Origin of the sequence: Pseudoalteromonas sp. M8 (assembly GCF_018141365.1) — a bacterium.
Lineage (GTDB): Bacteria > Pseudomonadota > Gammaproteobacteria > Enterobacterales > Alteromonadaceae > Pseudoalteromonas.
Genome location: NZ_CP047240.1, coordinates 432,920 through 448,532, shown reverse-complemented (window position 1 = coordinate 448,532; position 15,613 = coordinate 432,920). Strand labels below are relative to the sequence as shown.

General features: G+C 42.2%; 17 protein-coding genes, 1 other RNA gene and 1 pseudogene. 5 read left to right on the top strand and 14 right to left on the bottom strand.

The genetic code is table 11. From position 1 onward, the window contains the following. Positions 1 to 185 precede the first annotated feature (185 nt). The 6 genes from GSF13_RS07160 to rsmI form a co-directional block, all read right to left on the bottom strand. On the bottom strand, positions 186 to 1,043 hold the full coding sequence (locus GSF13_RS07160; protein ID WP_211867612.1) for a hypothetical protein: 858 nt from the start codon (positions 1,041 to 1,043) through the stop codon (positions 186 to 188). Positions 1,044 to 1,062: 19 nt separating this feature from the next. Next, complete coding sequence (locus GSF13_RS07155) at positions 1,063 to 1,632, bottom strand: hypothetical protein (protein WP_211867610.1); 570 nt, start codon at positions 1,630 to 1,632, stop codon at positions 1,063 to 1,065. A 4-nt stretch (positions 1,633 to 1,636) separates the two neighbouring features. Then, entirely contained in the window at positions 1,637 to 2,497 is an 861-nt protein-coding gene (locus GSF13_RS07150) for a TIGR04255 family protein (protein WP_211867608.1), read from the bottom strand. Positions 2,498 to 2,793: 296 nt separating this feature from the next. After that, a complete protein-coding gene (locus GSF13_RS07145; protein WP_249122746.1) occupies positions 2,794 to 3,336 on the bottom strand; it encodes a serine hydrolase domain-containing protein in 543 nt (180 codons plus the stop codon). 238 nt (positions 3,337 to 3,574) lie between these two features. Beyond that, an RNA gene (gene rnpB / locus GSF13_RS07140) (RNase P RNA component class A) lies at positions 3,575 to 3,945 on the bottom strand. Between the two features lie 54 nt (positions 3,946 to 3,999). Continuing rightward, positions 4,000 to 4,860 (bottom strand): 16S rRNA (cytidine(1402)-2'-O)-methyltransferase, encoded by an 861-nt coding sequence (rsmI, locus tag GSF13_RS07135; protein ID WP_206473442.1) that lies wholly within the window; start codon positions 4,858 to 4,860, stop codon positions 4,000 to 4,002. A 60-nt stretch (positions 4,861 to 4,920) separates the two neighbouring features. On the opposite strand from rsmI, the pseudogene GSF13_RS07130 reads away from it, so the two are divergent. The 4 genes and pseudogenes from GSF13_RS07130 to dolP all read left to right on the top strand — a co-directional run bounded on the left by GSF13_RS07130 (position 4,921) and on the right by dolP (position 8,333). Then, positions 4,921 to 6,806: pseudogene (locus GSF13_RS07130) on the top strand (penicillin-binding protein activator). A 9-nt stretch (positions 6,807 to 6,815) separates the two neighbouring features. Beyond that, positions 6,816 to 7,181, top strand: a complete 366-nt coding sequence (locus GSF13_RS07125; RefSeq protein ID WP_174170494.1) for a YraN family protein — start codon at positions 6,816 to 6,818, stop codon at positions 7,179 to 7,181. 1 nt (position 7,182) lies between these two features. Then, positions 7,183 to 7,770, top strand: coding sequence for an SIS domain-containing protein (locus GSF13_RS07120; RefSeq protein WP_010605919.1), 588 nt, complete (start codon positions 7,183 to 7,185; stop codon positions 7,768 to 7,770). Beyond that, entirely contained in the window at positions 7,767 to 8,333 is a 567-nt protein-coding gene (gene dolP / locus GSF13_RS07115; RefSeq protein ID WP_017219053.1) for a division/outer membrane stress-associated lipid-binding lipoprotein, read from the top strand. The genes GSF13_RS07120 and dolP overlap by 4 nt, the downstream gene beginning before the upstream one ends. 37 nt (positions 8,334 to 8,370) lie before the next feature. Here dolP and GSF13_RS07110 read toward each other — a convergent pair whose 3' ends face one another. The 8 genes from GSF13_RS07110 to zapE form a co-directional block, all read right to left on the bottom strand. After that, positions 8,371 to 8,796, bottom strand: coding sequence for a ClpXP protease specificity-enhancing factor (locus GSF13_RS07110; protein WP_010605921.1), 426 nt, complete (start codon positions 8,794 to 8,796; stop codon positions 8,371 to 8,373). Beyond that, the gene (sspA, locus tag GSF13_RS07105; RefSeq protein ID WP_206473437.1) at positions 8,796 to 9,422 is read right to left on the bottom strand and encodes a stringent starvation protein SspA; all 627 of its coding nucleotides are present in this window, start codon (positions 9,420 to 9,422) and stop codon (positions 8,796 to 8,798) included. Before sspA ends, GSF13_RS07110 begins: the two co-directional genes overlap by 1 nt. Positions 9,423 to 9,518: 96 nt before the next feature. Beyond that, positions 9,519 to 10,256, bottom strand: coding sequence for a cytochrome c1 (locus tag GSF13_RS07100; RefSeq protein WP_029215832.1), 738 nt, complete (start codon positions 10,254 to 10,256; stop codon positions 9,519 to 9,521). Further along, positions 10,253 to 11,554 carry a cytochrome b N-terminal domain-containing protein gene (locus GSF13_RS07095; RefSeq protein WP_017219050.1) on the bottom strand — a complete coding sequence of 434 codons (1,302 nt, stop codon included), beginning with the start codon at positions 11,552 to 11,554 and terminating at the stop codon, positions 10,253 to 10,255. Before GSF13_RS07095 ends, GSF13_RS07100 begins: the two co-directional genes overlap by 4 nt. Next, positions 11,554 to 12,144, bottom strand: coding sequence for a ubiquinol-cytochrome c reductase iron-sulfur subunit (gene petA, locus GSF13_RS07090; RefSeq protein WP_010376697.1), 591 nt, complete (start codon positions 12,142 to 12,144; stop codon positions 11,554 to 11,556). The genes GSF13_RS07095 and petA overlap by 1 nt, the downstream gene beginning before the upstream one ends. A gap of 516 nt (positions 12,145 to 12,660) precedes the next feature. Then, positions 12,661 to 13,053, bottom strand: a complete 393-nt coding sequence (rpsI, locus tag GSF13_RS07085) for a 30S ribosomal protein S9 (protein ID WP_161796706.1) — start codon at positions 13,051 to 13,053, stop codon at positions 12,661 to 12,663. 8 nt (positions 13,054 to 13,061) lie between these two features. Further along, positions 13,062 to 13,490: a 50S ribosomal protein L13 gene (gene rplM / locus GSF13_RS07080; protein WP_010376694.1), complete on the bottom strand. Its 429-nt coding sequence runs from the start codon at positions 13,488 to 13,490 to the stop codon at positions 13,062 to 13,064. Positions 13,491 to 13,844: 354 nt separating this feature from the next. After that, positions 13,845 to 14,933 carry a cell division protein ZapE gene (gene zapE / locus GSF13_RS07075; RefSeq protein WP_211867606.1) on the bottom strand — a complete coding sequence of 363 codons (1,089 nt, stop codon included), beginning with the start codon at positions 14,931 to 14,933 and terminating at the stop codon, positions 13,845 to 13,847. A gap of 123 nt (positions 14,934 to 15,056) precedes the next feature. Here zapE and GSF13_RS07070 point away from each other — a divergent pair, with 123 nt between their 5' ends. Beyond that, entirely contained in the window at positions 15,057 to 15,512 is a 456-nt protein-coding gene (locus GSF13_RS07070) for a YhcB family protein (protein ID WP_010376689.1), read from the top strand. The last annotated feature ends 101 nt before the right edge of the window (positions 15,513 to 15,613 follow it).

The following is a 15,613-nucleotide window of genomic DNA, read 5'->3' as shown; positions in this document are numbered from 1 at the left end:
AATTTACGATGGGCTAGCTTAATCCAGTCGAATAGGTCAATACTGATAATTACGGATAGCGTTCACTTATTGAAAATGGTGAGCCGCAGTAGGTGGTAGTAAAATAGCTGATTATACTGAACTTGTGTGTACAAACTTATAGTGATACATCAACACGCTTTATGCTAACAATAAAATATTTCACGCTAATAACAAAGAAACTCTAGATTAAACTCTTTCATATGAAAGGCATTAGCAAAAGTAAATTCATCGTAGCGCCCTGTCAGTGACAACATTACAGCATCCGGAACATCTATTTCCCCTTCATAACTATCTAACTGTAATGGTTTAAGGAATGATTCTTTTTCATTAATTTCAGTAAGCATTTCCAAAAGCTTAACAGAAATTTCTTCCGCCTGTTCCTCACTACAATCATCAGTCAGAAGTGCGCAAAAAGATATATTGTATTCATCTGCATTTTCATCATTATCAGGGGAAATATAAACCCGTACAGAATCTATATTCTCCTGATTTTCCTGAAGAAAATCTGGGAACCATTTACCTTCTGCAGTATAGTAATATTTAAAGGCCCGATTAAACTTATCGGGGAAAGGTACTCTAGTATACTCTAGTCTTCTCCAATCTAAGAGGCGTCGCTTTTGCCAATGAGCAAGCTGTTCAAGCCTGATAAGCTCATCATGAAACAACTTCAAAATAGCTTCTTGATTCACTTTAGAAAGCTCAGTTTCTTTAAAGCTATAAAAGTCTTCACCTATTTTAAAAACTAATTTACTATAGTCTTGAGCATTTAATAGATGTTGATACTTTTCTTCATTAAACCTTTTCTCTTTCTTCCCTTGTAGGACTTCGATAGTGTTTCTAGAAGCAATCCCACACTCCTGCGTGAGCACTAATAAAATATTAGAAGGACCTACCTTTCCATCCGAGAATAGTCCAAATCGCCCTGCTTTTATGTCTTGAAAAATTGAATTATCGCTACCAATCCCCTTATCGAAAGTAAGAATTGTTCCCTGACGAATACCAATTTCAATCAACTCTTGCACTGACTAAACCTACCTCAAATTAGCCTACTTGACCTATACCAGCTAACCGAGTAGCAGCTAAGTTCGCATCAATTTTAACCTTTCTAAGCGTTATACTATCTAATTTATCACTTGCCTTTTCGAAATAAGGTATCATCTTTTCAAGACTATCTTTGTTCGCAAGCAAATGCTGCACTAGTGTTTTCCTTTCAATAAGGACACTTCGCATGGCTTTGCATATGTCACCACTAAATGACTCTTCTATATGATTAACAAAGCAAGCGAGTTTAAAATATGGTTCCATATTTTTTACTTTACCTTTTCTATGCAAATCTAAAGAGGCCCTTGAAATATCAAGTAACTTAGCAATTTCTTGGATTTTTAACCCTAATACCCTCTGACATAGAGATACACAATCCTCAACATGTAATAATGCTGGCAAAGGCCGTTCGCTCTCTGCTTTAGTCTTTGGAGAGTAAATGACATAGGTGTTATTTTCTACATGTACTCTAGGAGGCAGAAATCTAGCTTCTTTTTCTGTATAAACCTCTATCGGAGGTGGCAACATTGCGGCTGGCCCACCAATACTAGCTAAATCATACACTTGCATAAACTTACTCCATCAATTCCCAAATTCCATTACAAACTTCAGCATTAATCATTTTATCAAATGTTAATCGGCCTTCTTTATACAACTCTTCTAAATGCTCTCTAATTTCGGTTTTATTGTCTTCAGGTGTAATTAATTTTGAACCTTGGGTATGCACTAGTGCGTAATGCTTACCAACCGAACTTTCTGGATATTCTACAGAAATCGGCATGCCTAATTTACTATCTGGTTCTATCAGAGTGTCTGGTAAAAGCTTTGGTAAGTTTCTTTGTTCACCTTCTCCCGTAGCCCCTATCGGTAGCTGCTCTAGAGATACCTGTACTTTCTCTCTTTTAGAGTCAAGAATTCGGCTAAAGTTTAGTCCGCCAAATTGAAAAAAGTCGTTGCCATTACTATAGAATTGACCTATGGGCAAAGTGACTCCTTGAAACATGTCTGCTAATTCACATTCCACAGGAATAAAGTGATCAACATAATGAAGTTCAATCTCACTAATTGGATTTTCTACGGCAAAGCCGCTTTCAATAAACTTCTCATAGAATGAATAGGCATCATCTAAAAAATGTTTATGATCGTCATATTCACTCAATCTGAACTCTAAAACTTGCTCCGAAATAATAGCGCAACGCTTACTATTAGCGGAAAAAAAACCAACCCTATCAACTGTTCCTTCTGAAAACTTAAAGTTTTCACCAGACTGATGTAATTCTAATTGATTAACTTTACTTACAACAATTCTTTCAAGACCAATTGTTTCTAGTTTATTAAGAACATCTTTATATTTGTCTTCAGCATATTTGCCAAACACCTTGCTAAATCTTAACTTAGCGGCAACGTATTTGACTGGCGGCTTTTGATATTTCACTTTTTATCCTATGAGCTCAGCTTAAAAGTAGACATTTTTTTTGACGTTTTATTTGACGTAATTATGAACTAATAGTTCCCTACTTTCAATTAATCTTATAAAACAGTAGCTGCTTTTTCAGAACAATTGAGCATAACGATAAATATACTTTCTCAAACATTAAAGCCTATTACCCTTTTTTTAAACCCCTACCAACACATTGATTTACCAATATTTTTTCATGTTAAAAATTACTAATCTAATGACTTTTTCTTTGATCAGTCTATCAGAGTATCGCAAAATAGTGGGCAAATATTTTAAAGTATTGATGTAAGGACGTAACTCTTCCATGGTGTGAAAAGAGGCTGCTTTTGCACAGCTTGCCATGAGGCATCAATATCGTTCGGTACAATGGTTTCTAGAGCGTAATTTGATGCTAGGATCGGTGGCAAGCCTGTGGTGTGACCCATTAATTGGTTAATTTTAAGTTGCTGCCAAGCCTTTGGTAAATCGGGTAAGTGCTTACCAATTTCATCGTCAATGTTTAGATAACCTTGCTCAGCGAGCTGTACAATCGCAACACCGGTAAACGCCTTTGTCATCGAATTAATCGGAAATAACGTCTGCTCAGTCACAGGCACTTGATGCTGTAAGTCTGCAAAACCATAACTTCCTTGCTTAATGATTTTATCGTCTTTAACCACGGCTAACTGTAAGCCCGGAATATGCCTTTCTTTCATGAGGGTTTTGATCAGCTTGTCTACCGACTCAGCCTTCACCAAGGATGAAAATAATGCCGACCATAAAAGCGTGCCAAACCATAAAAGGGTTGATAGTAAAACTTTGTTGTTCTTGTACATGATAGTTCCATTACTCATTTTCGTTTGAGAGATGGCTCTATCTTTCCAAGTATTGTACCAACCATAAAAGTTATTTCTTATCAGTCACTTAAATGAATTCAACGAGAAAACACTGGTGAATAAATTAACGAAAAGTGGTGAGATATACAAATAAATGGCGTTTTTAACAAGGTAATCGTGAGGTGATAAAGTGGGAGTCTCAAGCGTAAACATCTCATGTAGGGATGTTTACGCTTGAGGTGTGAGTCAGCCTATAAGCCGGGTTCTGTTCACTCCCGAAGGAGATCGATAATCATTCGTCTAGGCCTAGGATCGCTCCTAGGCTCGAGCAACCTACCCGGTTCCGATGCGGGCCACACCATAAGGAACCCTATTTGGTCTTGCTCCGGGTGGAGTTTACCTTGCAACCAACTGTTACCAGTGGCCCGGTGCGCTCTTACCGCACCCTTTCACCCTTACCGGTCCCGAAGGACTTAGGCGGTCTTCTCTCTGCTGCACTTGTCGTAGGCTCACGCCCCCCAGCCGTTAGCTGGCACCCTGCCCATTGGAGCCCGGACTTTCCTCCCCCTGATCATTTTCGTCACAGGCAGCGATTATCCGGCTGACTCAGGCGGGCGATTATACGCACTTTAATGCAATAACGCACGCGATAAATTGCGTGTATTACGCTTCTCGCTCAGCAATGATAGCCTTATACAAGGCGTTCTTTTTTAGCCCTAAATATTCAGCTGCCACGCCGCAGGCCTTCTTCAATGGCATTTCAGGCTCTAGTAACTCAATCAGCTTTTTCGCTTCTGGCGTTAATGCTTGTTCATCTCTTTGTTCACCGGGTAGCATCAACACCAGCTCACCTTTTTGCTTTTCAGGCGTTGCGGTTAAAAACTCAATGAGCTCGATAACCGTGCCACTGAAAAAGGTTTCGTAGGTTTTGGTCAGTTCTTTAGCAAAAACGACTTGTTGTGTTTCGCCCAGCGCGATTTTCATATCTTCTAGACTCGCCATAATGCGGTGGGTGCTTTCGTACAAGATACTGGTGATGCCAGAGGCGACTGCATCTTTAAAAAATTGCTGACGCGCTTGGCTTTTTGCTGGTGAAAATCCCACGAATTGGAATTTATCTGTTGGTAAGCCTGAACAACTCACGGCAGCAATGGCGGCACACGCGCCAGGAACGGGAGTAACGGTAGCACCCGCTTCACGGCACAGGTTTACCACAGCATAGCCTGGATCGCTGATAAGCGGCGTACCCGCATCAGACACTAGCGCGATGTCTTTGCCTTCGTTTAACCAATCTAAAATTTGCTGCGCTTTTTGCTTCTCGTTGTGATCATGCAGTGCAAAAGTTTTTGCTTTAATGCTAAAGTGGCTCAATAATTTACCGGTGTGGCGCGTATCTTCGGCAGCGATTAAATCGACCTGACTTAACACTTTCAGTGCACGTTCACTGATGTCATCTAAATTACCTATTGGTGTCGCTACAATATGTAGGGTGCCGATTTTGTTTTCGTTGTGAAGATTAGCCATTGAGCTCTCCAATATCAGTCAGTAAGATATCCACTCAGTCGTGAAAAAGAAGGTTTGCCTGTGCAGTTTAAAAAGATAGCGCTTTTAGTTGCCATATTGTCGGGGTTATCCGCTTGTAGTACAAGTACAAATGTCACCAAATCCCCCAAGAAACTAAAACAACTAAAGCCGTTAGCCAATCGGATGACAATGCCGCGTCGTTATTTGCAAAGGCGCAGAGTAAAGAAGGCGTTGCCAAAATCCAATTGCTATATGCAGCCAGAGACGCTGCTATCTTAGAAAAAGACTGGCAAATGTTAGAGCAAATTGGTTTAGCGATGGAAGCTAAAGCCAGTGTTGATCATATTCAAAACAAATTATACATCGCATATGCTCGCAAAGAATTATCGCAGTATGCCAATGCGTTAGCCATCCTAAACACGCTAGAGGGGCGACTCAACACCCCTGAACACCAAGCTTGGTATGAGTATTTACTGGGTAGTATTTATGCCTCGCAACAATTACCAAAAAAAGCGTTGGTTGAATACTTTAAAGCGGCCGATATTGCCAATGAACATAACTTAGCGGTGGCCGGGTTACACGAAGAGATTTGGCTCGCGCTACAACAGCTATCAAGTTACGCTCTAGAGCGCTTTGATTCTGGCTCTGTTTTACAACGTGGTTGGGTAACACTGGCTAAATATCAACAAATTTATTTGGGTTCGAGCGTCCAGCTCGACCAAGCCATGAATAATTGGCGTCGTCGTTTTACTAATCACCCTGCGGTTGCTTTGCTGCCTAAAGATTTACAAGGCGCTGTTGCGCTCGAACCTTACCAAGTTAAAAGACTTGCGGTGTTATTACCACAATCTGGTGCGAGCGAGCGACTCGGTACAGCGCTTAAAAATGGTTTCTTGGCTGCCACTGACGAAGGGACGATTGAAGAAGTCTTCTTCATTGATGAAATGGCATCCGAGTCTGAAATCGTAACGCAACTTGCTGAGGCAAATGTCGATTTTGTCATTGGTCCATTATTAAAATCCAACGTTGAAAAACTACTCTCAGATAAAGGTTTTGCGGCTTACCCAACTTTGTTTTTAAATGCACGCGAAACGCTTACGCCTAGCAGTAGTGAACAGTACTTTTTTGCGCTTAATCCTGAGCATGAAGTCGAGCAAGCAATGAAGCACTTTCTTGCTAAAGGCTATAAAAAACCCATGTTACTGGCTCCAGCGAATGCCTCTGGTAAGCGTTTAATTGAGTATTTTGATCAAGGTTGGAAACGCTACAGTGAGACCGCACCAGAAGTAGGTTATTACACTAATAGTAAAAATATGGCGGATGTCATCACCGATATTTTAGAGGTGGACGCTTCAAAGTCACGCACTAGCGTCATCAAAAGTCTATTTCGCAAAGAGGTCAAAAGCGAAACACGCTCTAGACGCGACATTGATGCCATCTATATTTTAGGTGATGCAATGGAAACTCGACTGCTCAAACCTTATTTAGACGTCAATGTCAGTACATTTGCCGACAGGATCCCTTTATATGCCAGCTCTCGCAGCTATAGTAAACAAATTGATGTTACTGATAAGGGCGATTTAGAAGGACTTTATTTTACCGAGCAACCTTGGATGCTACCGGGTGCCGTTGAAAAAGCACCGCTTCGAGATGCCTATCAATCTTTATGGCCTGAGCAGGCCGACTTAGAGCAGCGCTTGTTTGCAATGGCATATGACGCCACAAATTTAGTCCCCGAGCTGCGCCAACTGGCTTGGCTCTCGGGAAAAAGTTTTGATGGCTTAACCGGCCAGCTCAGCATCCGCGGTGGCAGTGACGTAGTACGAAAGCTCAGTTGGGCACAGTATCATAATAAACAAATTCGTTTGGTGAGCTTGGATGAACAGCCTCCACTACCATTATTTATGCAACAAGAGAAACCTGTGGGAGACTCTTTGATCAGATAGGATATCTGGATGTTTAAAGGACTATTTAGCAACACACGGAGTAAGGGCGAGCATTTTGAGTTGATTGCGGAGCAATTCTTGATAAGACAAGGATTAACCCCCGTCACCAGAAACTATCTCTGTAAATACGGAGAGATAGATCTCATTATGCGAGAGTCGCAAACCTTAGTGTTTATTGAAGTAAAGTATCGCGATAGCAGTCACTTTGGTGGCGCAATTAACGCACTATCAAAAACTAAGCTTCAAAGATTAAAGCGTAGTATTTATAATTATTTAGCACAGCAAAATTTGCATAACACGCAACTTAGAGTCGACTTTGTTGCCATTCAAGGGGCCGATCCCCCTGAAATAAACTGGATTAGAAATATTTTTTAGCATGCAAGAATCTATAAAGTCTATATTTACAGAGTCAATTCAAGCGCAGATAGCGGCAGGCGAAGTATTGCCTAAAGCACTAGAAACCGCAGCTATGACTATGGCTCAGAGCCTGATCAATGGCAATAAAATCATCTGCTGCGGCGCGCCAAGTAATCATATGTTGGCGCACCACTTCGCAACCATCTTAAGCAACTTTTACGAAACCGAACGCCCGTGTCTGCCCGCGATTGCACTAACGAATGAGCAATATAATTTGGCGTCACCAGAAAATGGTAAAGCCAGAGAGCGCTTTGCCAAGCAAATACGCGCATTCGCGCAGCAAGGAGACTTGCTGGTGGCGTATGCCATAAACGGGCAAGAAAAGACGGTTATTGGCGCAGTGGAAGCAGCCCTGACTAGAGATATGAAAGTCATCGCGTTAGTTGGCGATGATGGTGGTGAAATCACCGGCCTATTGGGCCCACAGGACGTAGAGATCCGGATCCCAAGTAAACGCCCAAGCCGGATAATCGAGTCACAACTATTCAATACTCACTGTTTAAGTGAGCTAATCGACGCAATTTTATTCCCTCAGGACGAAGTATGATGATGAGAATAACCTCTTTACTTGCCGCCATCTTGTTACTACAAGGGTGTGCTGCTGCGGTAGTTGCTGGTACAGCCGGTGCGGTGTCTGCTGCAAATGATAGACGCACTATCGGTGCACAAATTGACGATAACAATATCGAGATTAAAGGTACGCTTGCCATCAAAGAGATTAAGCGCCTTGCAGATCATGCCAATATCACGCTGGTGAGTGTTAATGGCGTAGTATTAATGATTGGTCAGGTCACTAATCAAGAAATGAAAACGGAAGCTGAGCGTGCGCTACAGAACGTTGCTGGGATTAAGCAAGTACATAATCAGTTGAGAATAAGCTCAAACATCGGCATCACGACGCAAACACATGATACGTGGCTGACCTCCAAAGTTAAAACCAAACTGCTGGCGGCCGACGAAGTCAATGGCGCAAATATTAAGGTAGTTACTGAAAATGCCGAAGTGTTCTTAATGGGCTTAGTCTCCAAACAAGAAGCAAACTCAGCCGTAGAAATCGCCAGAAATATTAATGGTGTCAAACGTGTGATTAAAGCCTTTGAGTACATCTAAACAATAGCCATAAAAAAACCTGCATCCGCAGGTTTTTTTATTTTATCACTCGAAGGTGAGAACCTTTTTTCTTTTCAGGTTCCGGCTTAGTCTCTGGCGATTGTGAGACTTCCGTCTCTTCTACCAAATCAAACTCTTCATCTTCAAAGATTTCTTCTTCAGGTGTAAATACCGTGCCTTCACCATTTTCTCTTGCATAGATAGCCAATACCGCACCGTTTGGCACATATACCTGCATCGGTTGACCACCAAACCGAGCGTTAAAGCTCAGCGCTTGATTGTCCATAGAGAAATTCGTCACAGCAGACGGGCTTACGTTCAACACAATTTGCCCTTCTTGCACAAATTGTGTTGGAACCTGTACCGAGGGAAAGTCTGCGTTCACCACTAAATGCGGTGTACATTCGTTATCAACAATCCACTCGTAAAACGCGCGTAGTAAGTAAGGACGATTAGACGTCATTACGATCTGATCTCACGCTCTGCATCCGTTAGCGATGCTTGGAATGAGTCACGCTCAAATAAACGCAGCATGTATTCTTTTAGCTCTTTGCTACCAGCACCATTCAGCTCAATACCAAGCTGTGGTAAACGCCAAAGTAGTGGAGCTAAATAACAATCAACTAAGCTGAACTCTTCACTCATGAAATAAGGTGCTTCATTGAAGATAGGTGCTACAGCTAGTAGTGCTTCGGTTAACTCTTTACGAGCTCGTACAGCTTCATCACCACCCGCAGAGACCTTTTCAGCAAGTGAATACCAGTCAGTTTCAATGCGGTGCATCATTAAACGACTACGACCACGCATTACTGGATATACAGGCATCAGAGGAGGATGCGGGAAGCGCTCGTCTAGATACTCCATAATGATATTCGCTTGGTACAAGCCAAGCTCACGATCGATTAGCGTAGGAACAGTGCCATACGGGTTAATCTCGTGTAGAGCTTCTGGTAAGTTGTCCTTTTCAGCCTGGTGAATATCAACACTTACACCTTTCTCAGCAAGTACGATACGTACCTGGTGACTGTACATACAGTTTGACCCAGAAAAAAGTGTCATTACAGGGCGCTTATTGGCAGCAACGGCCATGCCTACCTCCATTAAAAAACTAAAAGTAATTAAATCACTTTAAACAGCAAAAGGGGCGAACGCCCCTATTGCAAAAATCACCTTTGAATATTCAAATTAATGAACATCTCTCCAGTATTCTTTCTTCAAGAAGAATGCCAGGATGAAGAAGATAACTAAGAAACCAATAACCTTAATACCAATAGCTTCTGACTCTAGGCGAGAAGGCTCACCTACATAAGCTAAAAAGTTTGTAAGGTCACGTGCTGCTTGGTCATATTCATCAACACTCATCTCACCGGTACCATCTGTTTCAGTGCCAACAACTTTAGTCACTGTGTGACCGTGTTCTTCCACTTCTTCAGTGATCGGTGTTGGCAAGCCTTGTAACTCTTGTAGTACGTGAGGCATACCGACCAATGGGAAAACAACGTTGTTCACACCAAATGGGCGAGACTCATCTTTATAGAATGACTTCAAGTAAGTATAGATGTAGTCCGGAGACTTAACACGAGAGATAAGTGTTAAGTCCGGTGGCGCAGCACCAAACCATTTTGCAGCATCATCTTTAGCCATAGAGTTTTTAATATGGCTACCTACTTTTGAACCATCGAAAATAAGCGTTTCTTGACCAATTTCAGTTGGAATACCGATGTCACGGAAAGTACGCTCATAACGCTGATATTGCATTTGGTGACAGCCAAGGCAGTAGTTCATAAATAACTTAGCGCCGCGCTGTAAAGATGCTTTATCAGTTAAGTCATTATTTGCTTCCATCAAAGGCACTGATGGGCCCGCTGCCATCGATAACGTTGGCAACAATGCGAATAAACCGATTACTAGCTTTTTCATCATTTCGTCAACCTCGTTGGTAGTGGCTTCGTCTTCTCGTTTTTACTGTAGAAGAATAGCAACACGAAGAACATAAAATAAGTTACTGTCGTGATTTGCGACAATAGCGTTTTAAAGTCAGTTTGCGGTGTTGCACCAATCCAACCAAGGATAACGAATGTGACAACAAACTGAGCAATGTTCAACTTATGGAAACCACAACGGTAGCGAATTGAACGAACCGAACCACGGTCAATCCAAGGCAGTAGTGCCAATGCTACGATTGAAGCGCCCATTGCTAGTACACCAATTAGCTTGTCAGGGATAGCACGAAGGATTGCGTAGAATGGCGTAAAATACCAAACTGGGAAAATGTGCTCTGGCGTTTTCAGCGGGTTTGCAGCTTCAAAGTTTGGCGCTTCAAGGAAGAAACCGTTCATTTCTGGTGCAAAGAATACAATTGCGCAGAAGAAAATTAAGAAGCCAGCAACACCTAAGACATCTTTTACTGTGTAGTAAGGGTGGAATGGAATTGCATCCACAATATCTTTTTTATCAGTGTAGTATTCATGGAATTTAAATTTAGGTTTGTCTTCCTCAGCTACAGAGCCTTTCTTGCGCTTGATCTCAACACCGTCAGGGTTGTTTGAGCCTACTTCGTGCAGTGCAACAATATGAAGGAATACTAAGATAACCAGTACTAATGGTAGTGCAATAACGTGTAGTGCAAAGAAGCGGTTAAGCGTTGCACCAGAAATAACGTAGTCACCACGGATCCAAAGCGTTAAGTCATCACCAATTACAGGGATTGCACCGAATAATGAAATGATTACCTGAGCACCCCAGAAAGACATCTGACCCCATGGTAATAAGTAGCCCATGAAAGCTTCAGCCATTAGTGCTAGGAAGATAAACATACCGAACAACCACAGTAGTTCACGTGGCTTTTGATAAGAACCGTAGATCATACCGCGGAACATGTGAAGATAGACCACGATAAAGAATGCGGATGCGCCGGTAGAGTGTAGGTATCGTAATAACCAACCGTATTCAACATCACGCATGATGTATTCTACGGATGCAAATGCACCTTCAGCAGAAGGTACAAAGTTCATAGTTAGCCAGATACCCGTTACAATCTGGTTTACCAGTACTAGAATGGCGAGTGAACCAAACAAGTACCAGAAGTTAAAGTTTTTTGGCGCTGGGTATTGAGCAATGTGCATATTCCAGACGCGAGTCATCGGAATACGAGCATCGATCCAATCAACAACTTTGCCCACAACGCCCGTATTTGCTGCTTTATCTACATTAACAGACATTATGCAACCCCTTCTTCTTCACCTACCAAAATGGTAGTGTCGTCAATAAAGGTATACGGAGGGATCTCTAAGTTTAGTGGTGCAGGTACGTTTTGGAATACGCGCCCCGCCATATCAAACTTCGAACCGTGACAAGGACAGAAGAAACCACTATCAGTGCCTTCTACTTTTTCACCAAAGCTTCCGTTAAGGAAAGATGGTGAACATCCTAAGTGAGTACAAATCCCAACCGCGACGAAAAGCTCAGGTCGCTTAGAACGGAAACCGTTCTGCGCAGATGCCAACTGCTGTGGCTCTTCAGAGTTAGGATCACGAAGTTGGTCTTCGTGTTGCTTCATTTGTTCTAGCATTTTTGGTGTACGATTAACAATCCAAACTGGTTTGCCTCGCCACTCAACACGAATAAGTTGTCCAGACTCAAGTTTGCTGATATCTACTTCTACAGGCGCACCTGCAGATTTAGCTCGCTCACTTGGATTCCAGGACGCAATAAAAGGAACAGCAGCTCCAACCGCACCAACGCCACCTACAACAGAGGTAGCGATAGTTAAAAAGCGACGTCGGCTGTTGTCTACAGGCGCATTGCTCATCCACTTATCTCCACTTGATTCCCAACACTTGCTATATTGAGAACATCAGTTACAGCAGGTTAATTTAAGAAATTACAAAATAGACGCGATCATAAATAAATACCTTGATTAAAACAAGGTTATTCCAGATCCATGCCCGAATAAACCCGCAGAAAATCATCTATGATTACTTCGAGCATGAAACCGAGTATTTATGATATCGCATCTGACACAACAATATACTGACTAAGATCAACCCCCCGACTAAGGATACGCACCAAATCGCGTGACTGGATCTCAGGCCTTTCTACTTGCTTCGCCAATTGTAGCAAAAAAAACCGCCAAGTTACCGCTCGAATTGCACTAATTATTATATTTATTGAACTTTTTTAACTCGACGCGATATTTTTGAGCAAATAAGTAGGACAAAACGAATTAGATACCTCGTAAATACGAGAGATTGATGTGCACATAGGAGATGCTAAAAACAAAAAACCCAGCATAAGCTGGGTTTTTGAATTCTTGAAACGTAATAAATTAACGCTTAGAGAACTGTGTCTTCTTACGTGCTTTCTTAAGACCAACTTTCTTACGCTCAACTTTACGAGCATCGCGAGTAACAAAGCCAGCTTTACGTAGAGCTGGACGTAGAGACTCGTCAAACTCCATTAGTGCACGTGTGATACCGTGACGGATAGCACCCGCTTGACCAGTTGTACCACCACCTGCAACAGTGATGTATAGGTCAAACTTTTCTGTCATTTCAACTAGCTCTAAAGGCTGACGAACAACCATGCGAGAAGTTTCACGACCGAAGAACTCTTCTAAAGAGCGCTTATTGATTACGATGTTGCCAGTGCCTGGGCGTAGGAATACGCGAGCACTTGAACTTTTACGACGACCTGTACCGTAGTATTGATTTGCCATGATAGTGCTCCTTAAATGTCTAGAACCTGAGGCTGCTGCGCAGCGTGGTTGTGCTCGTTACCAGCGTAAACTTTAAGTTTACGGAACATTTCACGACCTAGAGGACCGCGAGGTAACATGCCTTTAACCGCTTTCTCGATGATCATTTCAGGCTTTTTAGCTTGAAGTTTCTCAAAGTTGATAGACTTAAGGCCACCTGGGTAACCAGAGTGAGCATAGTACATTTTGTCCTGAGTTTTGTTACCAGTTACAGTAACTTTCTCAGCGTTGATTACGATGATGTAGTCACCAGTGTCAACGTGTGGAGTATACTCAGCTTTGTGCTTACCGCGAAGGCGACGAGCGATTTCAGTAGCGATGCGACCTAAAGTTTTACCTTCAGCGTCAACTACGTACCAGTCACGTTTTACAGTTTCTGGTTTAGCAACAAACGTTTTCATTATAAAAATCCAAAGTTTTCAATTTTAAAACCACAGGCAGTCCTTGGACTACCGCTCTACTTGTATTTGCTTTAACCCCTTCGAGTTTAAGACTTTTATGCCGCTCAAGTCAGTGGCTAAGCCGACGAGGGCAATAGAACGCAACGTGGCAGGCCGCGGATTATAGCAAGCCTTCTGGGTGAAAACCAGCGCTTGGTGCTTTTTTCTACAAGAAAATCTGAAGAATTTCGAAAAAAATAGAAAAGGCAAAAAATCCAACGAAATGACGACGTGTGCGTGACAAGGACTCGTTCAAATAAGATGTTTACAAACACCCACACCGAACAAGTCCTCTTAACAAAAAAGTAATTGCCGTTAGGCTAAATGCTCTTTTGCTAAATATTCATGGGATTGCATTTCTTGCAAGCGGCTAATACAGCGTTTGAACTCAAAATTCAATGTACCTTCGGTATAAAGTTCAGTAATCGGCGCTGCAGCCGAGATGATAAGCGTTACATTACGCTCATAAAACTCATCGACAAGCGCAATAAAACGCCTTGCCGCATCATCGTTTTGCTGACCCATTTGCTTCACATTAGATAGAATCACTGTGTTATATAAGCGACTGATCTCCATGTAATCCACTTGCGAGCGAGCGGTTTCACATAGCGCTGGGAAATCAAACATAACAATACAATCAGACACTATTCGGGTTTGGATCATCCGACCTTCAATCTCAATCGCTTGCCCAGCTTTACCCGGCTCCGGAGAGAGTTTGTTAAAGTAGTCGAATAAGTTTTCATCCGCTTGTTTATCAAGTGGGCTGTGAAAAATTTCCGCTTGTTCCAACGTGCGTAAGCGATAGTCAATACCTGAGTCCACATTAACGACCTCAGTATTGGCTTTTACCAATTCAATGGCGGGTAAGAATCGCGCGCGCTGCAAGCCATTTTTATACAAATCGTCTGGCACAATATTCGATGTGGCCACTAACACGATACCGCGCGCAAACAGCGCCTGCATTAATCCACCCAGTAACATCGCATCAGTGATGTCTTGAACGAAAAATTCATCGAAGCAGATAATGTCAGTTTCAGATTTGAACGTATCAGCGATGCTTTCCAGAGGATTTTTCACTTCATTAAGCTTTTTCAGCTCTGCGTGAACACGATGCATAAAGCGGTGAAAATGCACCCGCATTTTGCGCTCCGTCGGCAACGCATCGTAAAAGGTATCAACCAGATAAGTTTTACCACGCCCTACTCCACCCCAAAAGTATAACCCTTTCACTTTTGGCAGCTCAGCTTTACCAAACAGTCGCGAGAAGAAGTTTTGTTTGACCGGGGGCTGATTGATAAGGTCGTCATACAGTCGCTGTAAATGCTTTACGGCATTTTCTTGCGCGCTGTCATATTGAAAATCATCACGTTGTAGATCTTGCTGATATTTTTCCCAAGGCGTCATCGACTTAAATATTTTTTTACGATTTGTTTGTAGGTTATATTAACACGACTGTATTCACAGCGTATATTTAACTCTAACAGAGTTTTAATTTTATTTGCCGTTGAGGCACACAGGGAGAAACCTATGACTACCGTTACTTGGCTTGGATTACTGATCATTGTTGCCATTGCTGCATTCTTTTTAGGTGGCTTTGTAACGAAAAAGCAGTTCAAACACGATGAACTGGAAGTGCAAGCACAACAAGCTAAGCACGACCTTGAGCAATATCGTCAAGACGTATCAGATCACCTAGCTAGCACCAAAAAACTAGTAAATAAAATGCAGGATAGTTATCAACAGCTGCTTACCCATGTGGAAGAAACCAACCAACTACTGACACAGGATCGTCCATCTCATCCTGCGGATCCTTTTTTCTCGAAAGAAACCACAGAACAACTACAAGCTTCTCTTCAAGCACGCCCAGAGAGAAGACGTAAACAAGACCCAAGTTTTGAGGCACCACCTAGTGACTATGCCGAAGGTGAAACTGGGTTATTTTCTGGTCAAAAAAAAGAAAGTGAGCAAATTAAAGCCTCTTGATGAAACTTTTTGTTGACCCCATAGTCTTTAAAAGAAGTTATTGATTACTCATAAGGGGCTAATTATCAGCCCCTTATGACTTATATTAACGCTAATAGCGG

Excerpts from the sequence above, each read along its gene's own strand:
- GSF13_RS07145 (WP_249122746.1), bottom strand. The coding sequence starts at position 3,336 with ATGTACAAGAACAACAAAGTTTTACTATCAACCCTTTTATGGTTTGGC.
- zapE (WP_211867606.1), bottom strand. The coding sequence starts at position 14,933 with ATGACGCCTTGGGAAAAATATCAGCAAGATCTACAACGTGATGATTTT.
- dolP (WP_017219053.1), top strand. The coding sequence starts at position 7,767 with ATGATGATGAGAATAACCTCTTTACTTGCCGCCATCTTGTTACTACAA.
- GSF13_RS07120 (WP_010605919.1), top strand. The coding sequence starts at position 7,183 with ATGCAAGAATCTATAAAGTCTATATTTACAGAGTCAATTCAAGCGCAG.
- GSF13_RS07095 (WP_017219050.1), bottom strand. The coding sequence starts at position 11,554 with ATGTCTGTTAATGTAGATAAAGCAGCAAATACGGGCGTTGTGGGCAAA.
- GSF13_RS07070 (WP_010376689.1), top strand. The coding sequence starts at position 15,057 with ATGACTACCGTTACTTGGCTTGGATTACTGATCATTGTTGCCATTGCT.
- rplM (WP_010376694.1), bottom strand. The coding sequence starts at position 13,490 with ATGAAAACGTTTGTTGCTAAACCAGAAACTGTAAAACGTGACTGGTAC.
- GSF13_RS07155 (WP_211867610.1), bottom strand. The coding sequence starts at position 1,632 with ATGCAAGTGTATGATTTAGCTAGTATTGGTGGGCCAGCCGCAATGTTG.
- petA (WP_010376697.1), bottom strand. The coding sequence starts at position 12,144 with ATGAGCAATGCGCCTGTAGACAACAGCCGACGTCGCTTTTTAACTATC.
- sspA (WP_206473437.1), bottom strand. The coding sequence starts at position 9,422 with ATGGCCGTTGCTGCCAATAAGCGCCCTGTAATGACACTTTTTTCTGGG.
- GSF13_RS07125 (WP_174170494.1), top strand. The coding sequence starts at position 6,816 with ATGTTTAAAGGACTATTTAGCAACACACGGAGTAAGGGCGAGCATTTT.
- GSF13_RS07100 (WP_029215832.1), bottom strand. The coding sequence starts at position 10,256 with ATGATGAAAAAGCTAGTAATCGGTTTATTCGCATTGTTGCCAACGTTA.
- rsmI (WP_206473442.1), bottom strand. The coding sequence starts at position 4,860 with ATGGCTAATCTTCACAACGAAAACAAAATCGGCACCCTACATATTGTA.
- GSF13_RS07110 (WP_010605921.1), bottom strand. The coding sequence starts at position 8,796 with ATGACGTCTAATCGTCCTTACTTACTACGCGCGTTTTACGAGTGGATT.